The organism is Nonomuraea roseoviolacea subsp. carminata (assembly GCF_024172185.1).
Taxonomy (GTDB): domain Bacteria; phylum Actinomycetota; class Actinomycetes; order Streptosporangiales; family Streptosporangiaceae; genus Nonomuraea; species Nonomuraea roseoviolacea.
Genome location: NZ_JAMZEC010000001.1, coordinates 4,294,086 through 4,310,065, shown reverse-complemented (window position 1 = coordinate 4,310,065; position 15,980 = coordinate 4,294,086). Strand labels below are relative to the sequence as shown.

17 protein-coding genes are annotated in these 15,980 nt (G+C 73.2%); 6 read left to right on the top strand and 11 right to left on the bottom strand.

The window, feature by feature from the left end; translation table 11 throughout:
• Window positions 1-9: 9 nt before the first annotated feature.
• The 3 genes from HD595_RS20195 to HD595_RS20185 all read left to right on the top strand — a co-directional run bounded on the left by HD595_RS20195 (window position 10) and on the right by HD595_RS20185 (window position 2,823).
• A complete protein-coding gene (locus tag HD595_RS20195) occupies window positions 10-258 on the top strand; it encodes a hypothetical protein (protein WP_253771255.1) in 249 nt (82 codons plus the stop codon).
• Between the two features lie 64 nt (window positions 259-322).
• Window positions 323-1,216 carry an N-acetylmuramoyl-L-alanine amidase gene (locus tag HD595_RS20190; RefSeq protein ID WP_253771253.1) on the top strand — a complete coding sequence of 298 codons (894 nt, stop codon included), beginning with the start codon at window positions 323-325 and terminating at the stop codon, window positions 1,214-1,216.
• Window positions 1,213-2,823, top strand: coding sequence for a beta-N-acetylhexosaminidase (locus HD595_RS20185; protein WP_253771251.1), 1,611 nt, complete (start codon window positions 1,213-1,215; stop codon window positions 2,821-2,823). The genes HD595_RS20190 and HD595_RS20185 overlap by 4 nt, the downstream gene beginning before the upstream one ends.
• A 38-nt stretch (window positions 2,824-2,861) precedes the next feature.
• On the opposite strand, the gene HD595_RS20180 is transcribed toward HD595_RS20185, so the two are convergent.
• From HD595_RS20180 to HD595_RS20170, 3 genes are read right to left on the bottom strand one after another with little or no spacing between them, the layout of a single operon-like run.
• Entirely contained in the window at window positions 2,862-3,413 is a 552-nt protein-coding gene (locus HD595_RS20180; RefSeq protein ID WP_253781242.1) for a GNAT family N-acetyltransferase, read from the bottom strand.
• Window positions 3,413-4,546 carry a quinone-dependent dihydroorotate dehydrogenase gene (locus HD595_RS20175; protein ID WP_253771249.1) on the bottom strand — a complete coding sequence of 378 codons (1,134 nt, stop codon included), beginning with the start codon at window positions 4,544-4,546 and terminating at the stop codon, window positions 3,413-3,415. Before HD595_RS20175 ends, HD595_RS20180 begins: the two co-directional genes overlap by 1 nt.
• 6 nt (window positions 4,547-4,552) lie before the next feature.
• Window positions 4,553-5,203 carry a response regulator gene (locus HD595_RS20170; protein WP_253771247.1) on the bottom strand — a complete coding sequence of 217 codons (651 nt, stop codon included), beginning with the start codon at window positions 5,201-5,203 and terminating at the stop codon, window positions 4,553-4,555.
• An 18-nt stretch (window positions 5,204-5,221) separates the two neighbouring features.
• Here HD595_RS20170 and HD595_RS20165 point away from each other — a divergent pair, with 18 nt between their 5' ends.
• Window positions 5,222-5,596 carry a tautomerase family protein gene (locus HD595_RS20165; RefSeq protein WP_175589785.1) on the top strand — a complete coding sequence of 125 codons (375 nt, stop codon included), beginning with the start codon at window positions 5,222-5,224 and terminating at the stop codon, window positions 5,594-5,596.
• A gap of 9 nt (window positions 5,597-5,605) precedes the next feature.
• Here HD595_RS20165 and HD595_RS20160 read toward each other — a convergent pair whose 3' ends face one another.
• Entirely contained in the window at window positions 5,606-6,289 is a 684-nt protein-coding gene (locus HD595_RS20160) for a hypothetical protein (RefSeq protein ID WP_253771245.1), read from the bottom strand.
• Between the two features lie 90 nt (window positions 6,290-6,379).
• On the opposite strand from HD595_RS20160, the gene lpdA reads away from it, so the two are divergent.
• Complete coding sequence (gene lpdA, locus HD595_RS20155; protein WP_253771243.1) at window positions 6,380-7,759, top strand: dihydrolipoyl dehydrogenase; 1,380 nt, start codon at window positions 6,380-6,382, stop codon at window positions 7,757-7,759.
• A 56-nt stretch (window positions 7,760-7,815) separates the two neighbouring features.
• Here the strand turns inward: lpdA and HD595_RS20150 are convergent, their stop codons facing one another.
• Window positions 7,816-8,268, bottom strand: coding sequence for an anthrone oxygenase family protein (locus HD595_RS20150; protein ID WP_253771240.1), 453 nt, complete (start codon window positions 8,266-8,268; stop codon window positions 7,816-7,818).
• Window positions 8,269-8,315: 47 nt separating this feature from the next.
• A complete protein-coding gene (locus tag HD595_RS20145; RefSeq protein ID WP_253771238.1) occupies window positions 8,316-10,226 on the bottom strand; it encodes a serine/threonine-protein kinase in 1,911 nt (636 codons plus the stop codon).
• A gap of 20 nt (window positions 10,227-10,246) precedes the next feature.
• On the opposite strand from HD595_RS20145, the gene HD595_RS20140 reads away from it, so the two are divergent.
• Window positions 10,247-10,852, top strand: a complete 606-nt coding sequence (locus tag HD595_RS20140) for a GNAT family N-acetyltransferase (protein WP_253771236.1) — start codon at window positions 10,247-10,249, stop codon at window positions 10,850-10,852.
• Between the two features lie 209 nt (window positions 10,853-11,061).
• Here the strand turns inward: HD595_RS20140 and HD595_RS20135 are convergent, their stop codons facing one another.
• From HD595_RS20135 to HD595_RS20115, 5 genes are all read right to left on the bottom strand, one after another.
• Window positions 11,062-11,748, bottom strand: a complete 687-nt coding sequence (locus HD595_RS20135; RefSeq protein ID WP_253771234.1) for a response regulator — start codon at window positions 11,746-11,748, stop codon at window positions 11,062-11,064.
• Window positions 11,745-12,884 (bottom strand): sensor histidine kinase, encoded by a 1,140-nt coding sequence (locus tag HD595_RS20130; RefSeq protein ID WP_253771232.1) that lies wholly within the window; start codon window positions 12,882-12,884, stop codon window positions 11,745-11,747. Before HD595_RS20130 ends, HD595_RS20135 begins: the two co-directional genes overlap by 4 nt.
• A 65-nt stretch (window positions 12,885-12,949) precedes the next feature.
• Complete coding sequence (locus HD595_RS20125) at window positions 12,950-13,375, bottom strand: hypothetical protein (protein ID WP_253771230.1); 426 nt, start codon at window positions 13,373-13,375, stop codon at window positions 12,950-12,952.
• 193 nt (window positions 13,376-13,568) lie between these two features.
• Window positions 13,569-14,765 carry a MarP family serine protease gene (locus tag HD595_RS20120; RefSeq protein ID WP_253771229.1) on the bottom strand — a complete coding sequence of 399 codons (1,197 nt, stop codon included), beginning with the start codon at window positions 14,763-14,765 and terminating at the stop codon, window positions 13,569-13,571.
• A gap of 102 nt (window positions 14,766-14,867) precedes the next feature.
• Complete coding sequence (locus tag HD595_RS20115; RefSeq protein ID WP_253771227.1) at window positions 14,868-15,902, bottom strand: FAD-dependent monooxygenase; 1,035 nt, start codon at window positions 15,900-15,902, stop codon at window positions 14,868-14,870.
• Window positions 15,903-15,980 lie beyond the last annotated feature (78 nt).

Here is a 15,980-nt window from a genome sequence, read left to right as displayed (position 1 = left end):
GGGACAGTCATGCGTGATCCAGAACTGGTTTCCTGCGCCCAGCGCGCCGCGTCGGAGCTCGAACGCGCCTGGGCGCAGTGGCGGGCGAGCCGGGGTCGTGCCGGCGACACCGGCGCCGAGTCCGTGGCCAGCTACGTCGCCCACTCCCTCGACCACCCGTGGGGACGTCCCCGCGTCGTCCTCGGCCTCGACGCCGAGGACGCGCGGGAGCTGGCCGCCCTCCTGCAACGCCAGGAGGCCGGCGAGCGCGTCTGGTGAGAGCTTCCTCCCGCCTTCGGGGAACGCGTGGGGCCACGGCGCGCCGTGACGTAGGTTGGAGTTCATGCGTGCTCTTCCCGTCACCCTTCTCGCCGCCTGCGGCCTGATCGTCACCGCGTGCGGCACGGCCGGCGCGAGCGGCTCCGCGAGCCCCGCCGGCTCCGGGAGCTCCGCGGCCGGCGTCCCGGCCGGGCAGGTCGCCACCCAGGCCCCCGCCCCTTCGGCGGACCCGGGAGCCGGGCGGGGTGCCGGCGGGGCGGCGAAGCGCGACCGGGCCACCGGCACGCCCCGGGCCGGGTCGCTGGCCGGCAAGGTCGTGGTCATCGACCCCGGCCACAACGGCGGCAACTACCGCGACCCCAAGGCCGTCAACCGCAAGGTCAACGTGCTGACCCAGTGGAAGGCGTGCGACACCACCGGCACGTCCACCAACGACGGCTACACCGAGGCGGCCTTCAGCTGGGACGTCTCCAACCGGCTGGCCAAGATCCTCAAGAGCCGGGGCGCCACGGTCAAGCTGACCAGGTCCGACAACAACAGCGTCGGCCCCTGCATCACCCAGCGGGCCGCGATCGGCAACCGCGCCAAGGCCGACGCCGCCATCTCCATCCACGGCGACGGGTCCGCGCCCGGCAACCACGGCTTCCACGTGATCATGCCGAAGAAGATCAACGGCCCGGTCGACCCGGTCGTCGGCGACTCGCGCCGGCTCGGCCTCGCGGTCCGCGACGCCTACCACCAGGGCACCGGCCTGCCGTACTCCACCTACATCGGCAGCAAGGCGCTCGACTTCCGCTCCGACCTCGGCGGCCTCAACCTCTCGACCGTGCCGAAGGTCTTCATCGAGTGCGGCAACATGCGCAACGCGGCCGAGGCGGCCAAGTTCCGCGACCCGGCGTTCCGGCAGCGGGTCGCCCTGGCGCTGGCGAACGGCATGCAGCACTATCTGACACCATGATCCCTCGCCCCCGCCTGGTCCGTCATCTGTCCGGCTCCTGCGAGCTGACCCCCGGGTCCGTCATCTCCGGCCCCGCCGAGGCGGCCGACGCCGTCCGCGTGGCGCTGCCGGGGCTCGACCTGCGGCCCGGCGACTCCGGTGACCTCGACGTACGGCTCGACCCGGACCTCGGGCCCGAGGCGTACCGGCTGGTCACCGGCTCGCGCGGGGTGGAGATCACGGCGGGCGGCCGGGCCGGGGCCTTCTACGCGGCGCAGACGCTCCACCAGCTCCTGCCCGACGCCTCCTACCGCGCCCCCGCCGGCCCCGGGCACGGCCGCGCGTGGAGCGTGCCGGGCGTGCGGGTCGAGGACGAGCCGGTGTTCGGCTGGCGCGGGCTCCACCTCGACGTGGCCCGGCACTTCTTCCCCAAGCGCGAGGTGCTGCGTCTCGTCGACCTCATGGCGGCGCACAAGCTGAACCGGCTGCACCTGCACCTGGTGGACGACCAGGGCTGGCGGGTGGAGAGCCGGGCGTACCCGCTGCTGCACGAGGTGGCCTCGCACCGGCCGCGCACGGCGGTCCACCAGCGGGGCGAGCCGGAGCGCTACGAGGACGTGCCGCACGGCGGCTTCTACACGCTGGACGACCTGGCCGAGATCGCCGGCTACGCGCGGGCCCGCGAGGTGGTGGTCGTGCCGGAGATCGACGTGCCCGGCCACGCCTCGGCCGTCCTGGCCGCCTATCCGGAGCTGGGCGCCACCGGCGAGCGGTACGACGTGCTCGACCGCTGGGGCATCTCCCCCGCGATCCTGTCGCCCCTGCCGCCCACGGTCGAGTTCCTGACCACGGTCTTCGACGAGCTGATCGGCGCCCTCGGGCCCACCCCGTTCGTCCACATCGGCGGCGACGAGGTGGTGCTCGACCACTGGACGGACTCGGCCGAGATCGACGCCTACCGCGCGTCGCTCGGGGTGGAGTCGATGCCGGCGCTCCAGGCGTGGTTCCTGCGGCGACTGGCCGACGCGCTGGCCGAGCGGGGCGCGCGGGCCGTGGTGTGGGACGAGGCGTTCGTCAGCGGCGAGCTGCGGCCCGACACCGTGGTCATGCCGTGGCGCGGCATGGGCGTCGGCCGCCGGGCCGCCGCGGCCGGCCACGACGTGGTGGCCACGCCGGTGTTCCCGCTCTACTTCGACTACGCGGAGTCGGCCGCGCCGGAGGAGCCGGCGGCGATCGGCGACACGATCACGGTGGCGGACGTCGCGGCGTTCGTCCCGGCCCCGGCGGAGTGGACCGACGAGGAGCGCTCGCGGGTGCTCGGGGCGCAGGCCCAGCTCTGGACCGAGCGGATCGCCGACGCCCGCACGCTGGACTACCGGATCTGGCCGCGGGCGTGCGCCCTGGCCGAGGTCACGTGGGGCGGCCAGGCGGGGCCGGACTTCGCCGACCGGCTCCGGGCGCACCTCGGGCGGCTGGACGCGCTCGGTGTGGAGTACCGGCCGCCGGCCGGGCCGCGGCCGTGGCAGCGGCGCCGGCCGTACCGGGCGGGCGCCGTGCGGGTCGCCGACGTCATGGACCGGCTGGAGAGCATGACCCACGACGCGGAGTCCACCCGCCCCAGCCTGTAGGCCCTCCGCCGAGCCGGGCGGCTCAGAGCTTGGGCGGCTCAGAGCCTGGGCGGGCGGTCGTTGAGGATGCGCTGGAAGAGGCGGTGGTCGCGCCACTCGCCGTCGATGTGGATGTAGCGGGGCGCGACGCCGTACACCTCGAAGCCGGCCTTCTCCAGCACCCGCTGGGAGGCCACGTTGTGCAGCAGCGTGGCCGCCTCGACCCGGTGCAGGCCGAGCCGCTCGCCGGCGTCGCGGCAGACCTCCATGACGGCGCCGGTGGCCAGGCCGCGGCCGGTGTATCCGGCGTCGAGCCAGTAGCCGAGGGCGCCGCTGGCGAAGGCGCCGTACACGATGCTGTTGAGGTTGACGCAGCCGACGATCCGCTCGCCGTCGGCCAGCACCCACGGCATGACCCGGCCGGCCCGGCACTGCTGGAGCTGCGCCTCCAGCCGCTCGGTCTGGCCGGTCAGGGTGAAGAACGTCTCGGGCCGGCGCGGGTCCCAGGGGCGCAGGTGCTCGCGGTTGCGCACGAAGGCGTCGGTGAGCGCCTGGGCGTCGCCCTCGGCGACCGGACGCAGGACGACGCCGCCCGCCAGGGAGATCCTCATCACGGGGCCCCCGTGGTGCGGGCCGCCGGAGCGGTGCGGACCTCGGGGGCGGTGCGGGCCTCGGGGGCGGTGCGGCTCTCCGGCGCGGTACGGCCGATGACCTGGGTGATCGAGGTGAAGCCGTGGCGGCGGACCCGGCGCGAGAGCTGCCGGTGGATCGTGGCGGCCCACAGCGGCCCGCCGTACACCCAGCCGGTGTAGCCCTGCACCAGCGTGGCCCCGGCGAGCAGCCGCTCCCACACGTCGTCCACGTCCTCGACGCCGCCGACGGAGACGAGCGTGATGCGGTCGCCCACGCGGGCCCTCAGCCGCCGCAGCACCTCCAGCGAGCGCGCCTTGAGTGGGCGCCCCGACAGCCCGCCGGTCTCGCCGCCGTGCCTGATGGTGGTGTTGGTCGCGATGACGCCGTCGAGCCCCAGCTCCAGGGCCAGGTCGGCGACCGCGTCCACGTCCTCGTCGGCGAGGTCGGGGGCGATCTTCACCAGCAGCGGGGTACGCCGGGGCGTGCCGTCGGCGACCTCCTTGACCGCAGTGAGCAGCGGGCGCAGCAGCGAGACGGCCTGCAGGTCGCGCAGGCCCGGCGTGTTGGGCGAGCTGACGTTGACGACGAGGTAGTCGGCCAGCGGCGCGAGCTGCCTGGCACTGGCGACGTAGTCGGCCGTCGCCCCGGACTCCGGCACCACCTTGGTCTTGCCGATGTTGACGCCGACCACCACCGGCACCCCGCGTACGCGGCGCAGGCGGCGCGCGGCGGCGGCGGCCCCGGCGTTGTTGAAGCCCATGCGGTTGACGACCGCCCGCTCGCCCACCAGCCGGAACAGGCGGGGCCGCGGGTTGCCGGGCTGGCCGTGGGCGGTGATCGTGCCGACCTCCACGTGGCCGAAGCCGAGCGCGGCGGCCCCCTCGGCGCACGCGGCGTCCTTGTCGAAGCCGGCCGCGAGCCCGAGCGGGCCGGGGAAGTGGACGCCGAACGCGCTGACGCGCAGTGCCGGGTCGTGGGGCGCGAGCGCCTTGTGGAGCAGCCGCTTGACCAGCGGCAGCGCCGACAGCAGGGCGAGCGCGCGAACAGTGAGGTGGTGCACGGCCTCGGCGTCGAAACGACGCAAGACCTGCGTGAACACGAGGCGATACATCACGGGTCAGGCTACCAAGCCGGCCTCGTGGGCGATGATCGCGGCCTGTACGCGATTGCGCACGTCCAGGCGGGTGAGGATCGCGCTGACGTACGCCTTCACCGTGCCCTCCACGATGTGCAGCCGCTTGGCGATCTCCGCGTTGGACAGGCCTGAGCCGAGCAGCGCGAGCACCTCCCGCTCCCGCTCGGTGAGCGCCGCGACCCGGTCGCGGGCCGCGGCGCCGCGCGACACCCGCCCGGCGGCGAGCTGCGTGATGACGCGCTGGGCCACCCTCGGCGACAGGTACGCGCCGCCCTCCGCGACGGCGTGGATGCCGGCGATCAGCTCGCGCGGGTCCCCCGACTTGAGCAGGAAGCCGCTGGCGCCCACGTCGATGGCCCGGGCGATGTAGTCGTCCTCGCCGAACGTGGTGAGCATCACCACGGCCGTCCCCGGCGCCGCCCGGCGGATCTCGGCCGCGGCGGCCAGGCCGTCGAGGACGGGCATGCGGATGTCCAGCAGGGCGACGTCCGGGTGGTGGCTGATGGCCAGGTCGACCGCCGCGCGGCCGTCGTCCGCCTCGGCCACCACGTCGAGCGACGGGTCCGCGGCGAGGATGGCCCGCACGCCGGCCCGGATCATGGCCTCGTCGTCGGCCAACAGCAACCGGATCATTTCCCTATAGTGGCGCACATGGCACAGGTGAAGCTCTACGGGCGGCGTGACGTGTGGGCCGAGCGGCGGCGCGAGGTGTCGGATCTCGTCCACTCCTGCCTGGTGGAGGCGTGGGGGCTGCCCGAGGACAAGAGGTTCCACCGGTTCCTGCTGCTCGACGCCGACGACCTGATCTGCCCCCAGCGCGGCGACGGCTACCTGATCATCGAGGTGCTCTGCTTCACCGGCCGCAGCGACGAGGCCAAGCGGGCGCTCATCCGCGCGCTCTACGACCGGCTGCCCTACCCGGCCGAGGACGTGGAGATCACCATCGTGGAGATGCCCAAGGTCAACTGGGGGATCCGCGGGGTGCCGGCGGACGAGCTGGCGCTGACGTACAAGGTGGACGTCTAGCCGCGGACGTCAGCCCAGGGTGCCGAGGACCACGGCGCCCGCGCCGACCGCCAGCGCCAGCGGGACGGCCCACCACCGGGGCGCGGGCCCCTCGCGCAGGACCTTCACCCCGTACGGCACCAGCGCCACGCACAGCCCGGCGACGGCCAGGAGCGACATCGGGCCGGTCCCCTTGAGCACCCCCATCGGCAGCGCCGACATCAGCCCGAGGGCGACGCTCCGCACGGGCCCCAGCGTCCCGGCCCGCCACAGGGCGACGGCCAGCACCGCCCACCCGGCGAACAGCATCACGTTGAACGCCTGGAAGACGTGGAACGCGCCGTAGGCGGCGGCCACGGCCCGCTGCGCGGCGGCCAGGCCCTGGCCGTCCACGAGCTGGAGGGCCAGGTGGCTCACCCCGGCGTGGAAGGCCCGGGCGAACAGCCCGCACAGCACCATCACCCCGCCCCACAGCACCAGCCGGGAGGCGGGCGAGCGGCGCACCAGCCCGAGCACGCCGGGCCACAGCAGCGCGCTGCCCAGGGCGAAGCACCCGTACGAGGCGGACATCAGGACGGGCGCCTCGGCGAAGGCGGCGAGCTGGGCGGGGAAGAACCCGTCGTACCCGACGCGGAGCAGCACGCCGGCGAGCATGAGGACGGGCGCGAGGGTCAGGCTGACGCCTTCGGCCCAGCGGCCGGGGAAGTCGTTCATGGGTACGATCCAAGCCGCCCACAGGCCGCGTTTCACTGGGGCAGGGGCGAGGGTCAGGGGTAGACCTGGGTGGACGGTATGGTCCGACTCATGAGCACTCACTATGACGTCGTCGTTCTCGGCGCGGGTCCCGGAGGGTACACGGCCGCGGTCCGCGCCGCCCAGCTCGGGCTGCGCACAGCGGTCATCGAGGAGAAGTACTGGGGTGGCGTCTGCCTGAACGTGGGCTGCATCCCCTCCAAGGCGCTGCTGCGCAACGCGGAGCTGGCTCACATCTTCACCAAGGAGGCCAAGACCTTCGGCATCAGCGGCGAGGTGACCTTCGACTACGGGGCCGCCTTCACGCGCAGCCGCAAGGTGGCGGACGGCCGGGTCAAGGGCGTCCACTACCTGATGAAGAAGAACTCCATCACGGAGTACGACGGCCGCGGCACCTTCCTGGACCCCAACTCGATCCAGGTGAACGGCGAGACGATCACGTTCGACCACTGCATCATCGCCGCCGGCGCCACCACCCGGCTGATCCCCGGCACGTCGCTGTCGGAGCGCGTGGTGACGTACGAAGAGCAGATCATGACCGGCGAGCTGCCGGGCAGCATCATCATCGCGGGCGCGGGCGCGATCGGCGTGGAGTTCGCGTACGTGCTGCACAACTACGGCGTCAAGGTGACGATCGTGGAGTTCCTCGACCGGATGGTCCCGCTGGAGGACGAGGAGGTGTCGGCGGAGCTGGCCAAGCGCTACAAGCGGCTCGGCATCGAGGTCCTCACCTCCACCCGCGTGGACTCCATCGACGACACGGGCTCCTCCGTCAAGGTCACCGTGACGCGTGACGGCCAGCAGCAGGTGCTGGAGGCCGACAAGGTGCTGCAGGCGATCGGCTTCCAGCCGCGCGTCGACGGCTACGGCCTGGAGAAGACCGGCGTGGCCCTCACCGACCGGGGCGCCATCGCGATCGACGGCCGCTGCCGGACGAGCGTGCCGCACATCTTCGCCATCGGCGACGTCACGGCCAAGCTCATGCTGGCCCACGCCGCCGAGTCCATGGGCATCATCGCGGCCGAGACCATCGGCGGCGCGGAGACCATGGAGCTGGACTACGTGATGATCCCCCGGGCGACGTACTGCCAGCCGCAGGTGGCCAGCTTCGGCTACACCGAGACGCAGGCCCGCGACCTGGGCTACGACGTGAAGGTGGCCAAGTTCCCCTTCACCGCCAACGGCAAGGCCCACGGCCTCGGCGACAGCAACGGCTTCGTCAAGGTCATCAGCGACGGCAAGTACGGCGAGCTGCTCGGCGCCCACCTCATCGGCCCCGAGGTGACGGAGCTGCTGCCGGAGCTGACGCTGGCCCAGCAGTGGGACCTGACGGTGCACGAGGTCGCGCGCAACGTCCACGCCCACCCGACCCTGGGCGAGGCGGTCAAGGAGGCGATCCACGGCCTGGCCGGCCACATGATCAACATGTAGGTCCTGGACGACAGACGAGATCGGTACGGCCGCCTCGAAGCCGTACCGATCGTGCCCTAGACGAGGGTGAGAGCCACGCCCCCCAGCACGAGGGCGGCGGCGCACGACAGGCTGCGCACGTGGTTCCACGTCGTCCAGCGCGGCGCGTACGCGGGCCAGTCCAGGCCGCCCGCCTCCAGCGCGTTGTTCATCGGCACGTTGAGCAGCGCCGTCGTCGCCAGCGTGCCGAGCAGGTAGACGGCCGCCGCCGCCAGGAACAGGACGCCCGCCGCGGATGCGCCGCCGACGAGCAGGAGCACCCCGGCCACCAGCGACGCCACGGGCGCCAGCAGGAAGACCGGCAGGAACAGCGGGTTGAGGATCGTCCTGTTGATGCTCCGCATGGCCGCCGTGGCCTGAGCCGGCTCGATGGCGGCGAAGGCGGGCATGATCGTGGTCGAGAAGACGTAGAAGAGCCCGGCCATGAGCCCGTTGAACAGCAGGGAGATGATCGCGAAGGCCGTGGACATGTCCCGATGATCCCAGCCTGCGCCCTGTCGTGGCCACCGGGTATCGGCTACCAGGTGACGGTGGGACTCTCCTTGCCGCCGCCCCACATGAGTGTGCCGGCGGCCTTCCACCGCTGACGCACGTCCTGAAGTTGCCCGACCTTGGCCACGTGCAGCCTGAACGGGCCGCACATGGCGACGCCGTTGGCCGCGGGCCGGACGTCCTTGCAGATGGACGGCTGAGCGGAGACGTGCTCGGCCTCGGTGTTGTAGAGCTGCACGTGGATGTTCCACTCGCCCGGTGCGGCCTTCTTGAGCTTGCCCTTGATCAGGATCGTGTCGCCCACCACGGCGATGCACGGCGACATCAGCGCGCTGGTGCCGGGTCCCGCGGAGACCCAGGAGCGGCACCGCCAGTCCGGCGTCGTGCCCGTGGTGTCGGTCTTCGTGCCGTCGTCGGGCTTGACGTCGTCCGTCTCGTCGGTGGGGTGCGGCTCGGGCGAGGTGACGCGCTTGGTGGGCCCGGGGGCCGGCTCGTGGGTGGCGGTCTTCTTCCTCGGCTGGGTGGACGGGGGGTCGGCGGGCTCGGCGGTGGTGCTGTCGCGCACCTGCCGGGCCGTGCCGCCCTTGCGCTCGGCGCTCTTCCCCGGGGTGGTGACGGGCGTCGTGGGGGTGGACTGGACGGCGAGCGGCGGCTGGGTCGCGACGTTCTGGGCCGCCGCGGTGCCGGGTGAGCGCCAGGGGGCCACGTAGGCGACGGCCGCGGCGCTGACCGCCAGGGCCGCCCCGGCGGCCGAGAGCACGACCACCCGCTTGCGCGAACGCCTCGGAGAAGGTGCGGTGGGGCCGGTCGGAGCCGGGCCGGTCGGAGCCGGGCCGGTCGGAGCCGGGCCGGTCGGAGCCGGGCCGGTCGGAGCCGGGCCGGTCGGAGCCGGGCCGGTCGGAGTGGGCGTGAGCGATGGCGGGACGGACGGGCCGGGGGCGGGCGGTGCGGTCGCAGGCCGTGCGGTCGCGGGCGGTGCGGTCGCGGACGGTGCGGTCGCGGGCGGTGCGGGCGCTTGAGGCGCTGGGGGCGCGGGCGGGATCTGCGGGCCCAGCGGCTCGGACGTGACCGACGGGGCCTCGCCCCGCGCGACCGGTGGCAGCGCCGCGAGTCCCGCCAGCGCGGGCGCGGCCGCGCGCAGCGCCGCCACGACCGCCGCCGCGGCGGGACGCGCGGCCGGGTCCTTGGCCGCGCACGCCGAGACGATCGCCCACAGCGGGTCCGGCATCCCGGGCAGCCGCCGCGGCGTGGCCATCGCGTGCTGCCGGATCAGCACCATCGGGTGCTCCCCCACGAACGGCGGACGCCCGGCGAGCAGCTCGTACAGAATCAGCCCGAGGGCGTACACGTCCACGGCCGGCGTCGCGGCGTCGCCGTCGGCCACCTCGGGCGCCAGGTACACGGGCGTGCCGATGACGGCACTGGTCTGGGTGATACCGGGACCGTGCAGGATGCGGGCCACGCCGAAGTCGGTGAGCCGCACCTGGCCGGTGGCCCGGTCGAGCAGGACGTTGCCCGGCTTGACGTCGCGGTGGACGACGCCGATCTCGTGCGCGGCGGCCAGCGCCCCGGCGATCTGCGCCAGCAGCGCCGCCGCCTCCGCCGGGGGCAGGGTGCCGCGCCGCTGGATCAGCGCGCGCAGGTCGCCGCCCTCGACGAGGTCCATCACCAGGGCCAGGCGCTCGCCCTCGACGACGAAGTCGCGGACCGTGACAATGTGGGGATGGCTTAAGGTGCGCATCACCTGACGTTCCTGGATGAAGCGCAGCACGAGATCCTGGTCGGCGGCGAGGCCGTCACGCAGCAGCTTGACCGCCACGATCTCGCCGGAGTCCCGGTGCCGCGCCCGCCAGACGGTGCCCATGCCGCCGGCGCCGATCTCGTCCAGGAGCACGTACCCGCTGCCCAGCGAAACCTCGGGCCCGTCCGCCTTCAACCGCTTTCCCCCTCCGGAAGATGGAGATCACAATAGTCAGGAAGATCCGCCTCCAGGTAGATGGAGGCGAGCCGCCCCTCACGATCACGTCCATCGCGACCGATCGGTTCGATCTGCTCCCGCTGAACGTCGGGCACGCCGCCGAGATGGCCGTGGTCCTCGCCGATCCGGCCCTGCACGCGTTCATCGGCGGCGCGCCGCTGGACGAGGACGCCCTGCGGGCCCGCTACGCCCGCCTGGCCGCCGGGTCGCCCGATCCGGCCGTGTCGTGGCTCAACTGGGTGATCCGGGTACGCGGCGAGGGCCGCCTGGCCGGCACCGTACAGGCCACCGTCGAGCACCGGCGGGCCGCGGCCGAGGTCGCGTGGGTGGTCGGCACCCCGTGGCAGGGGCGCGGCGTCGCCACCGAGGCCGCGCGCGGGCTGGTCGCCTGGCTGCGGGCGGCCGGGGTGCGTACGGTCGTCGCGCACATCCACCCCGGCCACGCGGCGTCGGCCGCCGTGGCCGCCTCAGCCGGCCTCTCCCCCACGGACGTGTGGCAGGACGGCGAGATCCGCTGGACGACACCCCCGGAACCACCGGAACGCCCGGAACGTCCCACCGAGGCACAGCCCGGTGACTCCTGAGAGGGCCTCGGTCCACCAGGGCGGCCACCACGTCAGGACGAGCCACTGGAAGACGGTCCGCGACGCCACGAAGTACCCGGTGCGCGGGGCGACCCGCCTCACCCCGGCCTCGGCCCGGGCCCTCTCACAGGTGTGCACCTCGACGCGGCCCGCGCGGAGTACTACCTCGGCGGCGTGGCGATGAGCATGTACCGGCTCTACAAGTACCACTAGACGGGCGGCGGCCCGGCCCGTCCCGAGGGCCGGACCAGGCCGCTCTCGTACGCGAGGATGACGAGCTGGACCCGGTCGCGCACGCCGAGCTTGGCGATGGCCCTGGTGATGTGGGTCTTGGCGGTGAGCGGGCTGATGACCAGGCGCTCGGCGATCTGGACGTTGGACAGCCCGAGAGACACGAGCCGGACCGCCTCCAGTTCCCGCGCGGTGAGGGCGGCCAGCCGCCGCCCGTCGCCGGGAGCCGGGTCCTGCCGGTGGGCGAACTGCTCGATCACGCGGCGGGTGACGCCCGGGGACAGCAGGGCGTCGCCCGCCGCGACGGCGGCGACCGCGCGGCGCAGCTCGGCGGGCTCGACCTCCTTGGTGAGGAAGCCGCTGGCTCCGGCGCGCAGCGCGGCGAAGACGTGCTCGTCGGTGTCGAACGTGGTGAGGATGACCACCCGGCAGGCGGACCCGGCGGGGCCGGTGAGGATGCGCCGGGTGGCGGTGATGCCGTCGCCGCCCGGCATGCGGATGTCCATGAGGACGACGTCGGGCCGGGTGCTCGCCGCCAGCGCCACCACCTCCTCCCCGGTGGCGGCCTCGCCGACGACCGTGATGTCCCGGGAACGGGACAGCAGGCTGCGGAACCCGGCCCGGACGAGCGCCTGGTCGTCGGCGAGCAGCACCTTGATCGTCATGCCTTCGAGCCTGCCACGGGGATCTCCGCCCGCACCGCGAAACCGTCCGGTACGGGGCCCACGGTGAGCGAGCCCCCGAGCGCGCTCACCCGCTCCCGCATGCCGATGAGGCCGTGCCTCTCCATGATCCCGGAGCCGTCATGGCCGGCCCGTCCGTCGTCCTTGATCTCGACGGTGACGGACCGGGCCCCGTACTCGACGATCACCTCGACCTTGGACGCCCCGGCGTGCTTCAGCGTGTTGGTCAGCGCCTCCTGGACGACGCGATGGACGGCCACGGCCGGCGCGGCCGGGACCGCCGAGGGGTCGCCGCGCTCGTCGAGGACCACGTCGAGACCGGCGGCCCGGGCGTCGGCGGCGAGCATGTGCAGTGCGGCCAGGTCCGGCTGGGGAGCGGTGTCGCCGGGGCCGTCGCGCAGGACGCCGATGAGCGAGGCGAGGTCGGCCATCGCGCGGTTCCGGACGTTCTGCGCCAGGCGCAGCGCGGCGGCGGCCTCGTCCGGGGCCTCCTGCAGCGCGTCGGCGGCGACGTTGAGCTGAACGCCGACGACCGCAAGGGTGTGGGCGACGATGTCGTGCACCTCGCGGGAGACCCGCAGCCGTTCCTCGGCGTCGCGGGCGCGGCCGTCGCTCTCCCGCAGCCGCTCCCGCCAGCGCGCGACGCTCGCGTACGCCAGACCTGCGGTGATGAAGAGCACCAGCAGCAGACCCTCGCCCGCGATGTGGATGACGAAGCGGCCGACGTTCCTGTCGAGGACCGGCCAGAAGTCGACGGTCGCGTGAACGAGCTGGGCGACGCCGACGAGCGCCACCCACCGCACGTGCCGGGTCGTGGCGGCGCTGAAGTACGCGGCCCACGCGGGCCAGATCCAGCCGCCCTGGAAGTGGCTGCCGGCGCGGTAGACGAAGATCGCCGCGATGGACAGCAGGAGGACCGTCATGGGCAGGCGGCGCCGCACGAACATGAGCGCACCCAGGAACAACGAGAGCTGGATCAGGCCCTCCCAGGGTGACTCGTGCACCTCGGCGGCCAGGACGCCGGTCATGACGCCCACCACGGTGAGCGCGGCGAGGGCGGCGTCCGCGAGCCTGGCCGCGTGGCGGACCGTGGCCGGTTGCCGCGGTGTGGGGGTCACGGCCTGTCGTGGTGTGGGGATGGCGGCCAAGAGGACGGACCTTTCTGCGTTGATGGCCGGGAGGGTCAGACGTGGGTGACCAGGAGGGTCACGCCCATCTCGTCGCCGCAGCTCACCATGATGGGGCCGACGCCATTGCCGACCTCGCGGGCGAGGGTGGCCTTCGCCACGAATCCTTCAGGATTGTCGTCGATGATGCGGATGTTCGTCAGGACCGGCCTCTGGGTGACTCCGCCGATCACCTCCTTGAGCTTCTGGCCTCCCCCGCAGTTGCCGGTGATCGTGATCTCCTGGCCCCGCCTGGTCGTGGGGTTGGGGCTGACCTGGACCACCGCTCGGGCGCCCTTCGGCGGCTTCGGCGCGGCCGTCGTGGCGGCGGCGACGTTGGCGGGCCCCGACGTGTCGGCGGCGGACGCGCCGGCGGCTCCCTGCCCCAGCAGGCCCGCCGTCAGGATCAGCCCGGTGACCGTGGCGATCGATGCCCTCTTCATGGTGGCTCCTCTGTGAATGCGACGTGCGTGGGCGATCCCCGCTCGGAGATCGCCGGCGCAACGCTAGGGCGGGCCACGGCGGCGGCGCGTCCTCCGTCGGCCGTCACTTGAGGGCGCACCGTCCGGAGTACCGGCTACACCGGATGGAGCAGCCGGTGTGGCCGCTCCACCGGATGGGTGCAGCCGGGCCGGGCTAGTCGCACCCGCGGGTGCCCGCCGGCGCGGTCGCCGTGGCGGCCATGCGGGCGTCGGCGGACACCTCCGAGGCGGTCAGCGCGTACGCCGTCTCGGCCTTGCCGGTCACGGCGGCGAAGACCACGCCCAGCACCTGCCCGTCCGGGGTGAGCAGCGGCCCGCCGGAATTGCCGGGTTGGACCGTGCCGCGGATGAGGTAGACGTCCCGCGTCACGTCCTTCTCGCGGTAGATGTCGGGGATGCTGGCCTTCTTCCGGGCGGCGATCCGGGCGGGACGCGGCGCGTACCCCTGCCCCTGGGGATAGCCGGCCACGATGGCGTCGTCGCCCTTGGCGGCCTCGCCGTGGAAGGCGAGCGGCGGCAGGCCGGCGCCGGGCACGTAGAGGATCGCGACGTCGCGCCGCGGGTTGAAGCGCACCACCGTGGCCGGGCGGGACTGCCCGGTGTGGTCGATGATCTGGAGCGCGGTGTCCACGCCGGCGACGACGTGCGCGTTCGTCATGACGTGGTCGGGCGCGAACACGAACCCGGTGCCCTCGATCTGCTTGTCGCAGGAACGCGCGGTGCCCCGCACCTGCACGATGCCCGGACGCGCCTGCTGGAGCCCGGCGGCGTTCAGCACCGCCGGGTCGGGCGGGCGGACGTCAACGGTGACGTCGTCGCCCCTGATGGCGTCCAGCACGGGCGGGAATTCGGACCGGTCGATGAATTTCTTGAACGGTTTCTGCCAGGCGCGCACGCCGTCGGGCATCGCGTGGTCGACGGCCGACAATAACAGCGAGCCGCGAATCTGTTCCACGACCGGCGCGAATGTGCTGGAGACCAGCAGGCTGCCCACCATCCAGGAAATGGCGAGCACCGACAGGACCCCGGCGATTGTGCCGCCTATCGCGTCCAGCAGCCTGGCCCGTTGTCGTTCCCGCACGTGGGAACGCGCCACGGCGCCCAGCGTGGAGCAGACGAGCTGGCCCAGCAGCGCCGCGACCAGCACGACCACGACCGCGACCAGGGTCTGCATGACGTCCCCGTCGACCAGCGCCGCGGCGACGGGCGGCGCGACGTACACGCCGAACACGCACCCGCCGACGAACCCGACGAAACTCATCACCCCGAGGACGAATCCCTGCCGGTAACCCGAGACGCCGAATCCGATCGCCATGGCGAGCAGAACGAGATCCAGAAGATCACCACGCACGCGGCAAGGAAACCACAGGCTCTTCCCGTTTCCCAGCCTCGTTTTTCATAGGCTTCCCGATGGCCGGGGAAATGGACCGGAGAAAATCTCCGGTCCGGTGTGTCATCCGACGCGGCCGTGCTTCTGGTTCTCCAGCACGTACGGCCGCAGCTCCTCCTCGTACGCCTGGAACGCGGCGGCGTGTCCACCGGCCGAGGCGGCCGAGGCGGCCAGGTGCCGGGCCAGCGTGTGCGCGCCGATGAGGGCCTGCGAGGTGCCCATGCCCGAGGTCGGCGCGGCGCAGTACCCCGCGTCGCCGACCAGCACGACGCGGCCGTCCGACCAGCGCTCCATCTCCACCTGGCACGCCGAGGAGAAGAGGAAGTCGGAGGCGGCGGCCATGTCCTCCACCAGGCGCGGCACCACCCAGCCCGCTCCGGCCATGCGCTCGCGCACGATCTCCTCCTGGCGGTCGCGCTCCATGAGGTCGAGCTCGGCCGAGTCGGTGCCGAACGACATGCTGACCGTCATCCGGTCGGCGTCGGCCGCGCTGAACAGGTAGACGGCCCTGCCCTGGGCGGTCTGCAGCACTCCCCGGTGGTCCAGGGCGAGGTGGTTGGCCGTGGTGAAGCCGACGCCGGACATGCCGAGGTGGCGGACGAACCGCTCGTGCGGGCCGAAGGCCAGCCGCCGCACCGTGGAGTACACGCCGTCGGCGCCCACGACGAGGTCGTAGACGCCGGGCTCGCCGCGCTCGAACTCCACCCGCGCGCCCGAGTCGTCCTGGTCGATACGGCTGATGGAGTCGCCGAACACGTACCGGACGTCCCCCTCGGTGAGGCGGTACAGGATCCGGGTCAGCTCGCGCTTGGGCACCTCCAGGTCGCCGGCGAACGCCTCGGCCGGCAGCTCCCCGGTCTTGCGCCCCTCCTCGTCCACCAGATCTGTGCCGCGCATCATGGTCTCGTGCCCGCGCACCTCCTCCAGGATGCCCATCCCGTCCAGCACGTCGAAGGCGGCGCCGCGGAAGTCCACCGCGTACCCGCTGTCGCGCGGCGCGGGGGCGCGCTCCACCACCGTCACCTCGAAGCCGTGGCGGTGCAGCCAGTACGCCAGGGCGGGCCCGGCCACACTGGCACCGGAGATGAGGACCTTCACGTTCCACTCCTATGAACAGGGGAGGTTTCCGACAAGGTGCCCAGCATCGAATAGGGTGCCTGGCTGGAACAACGACGA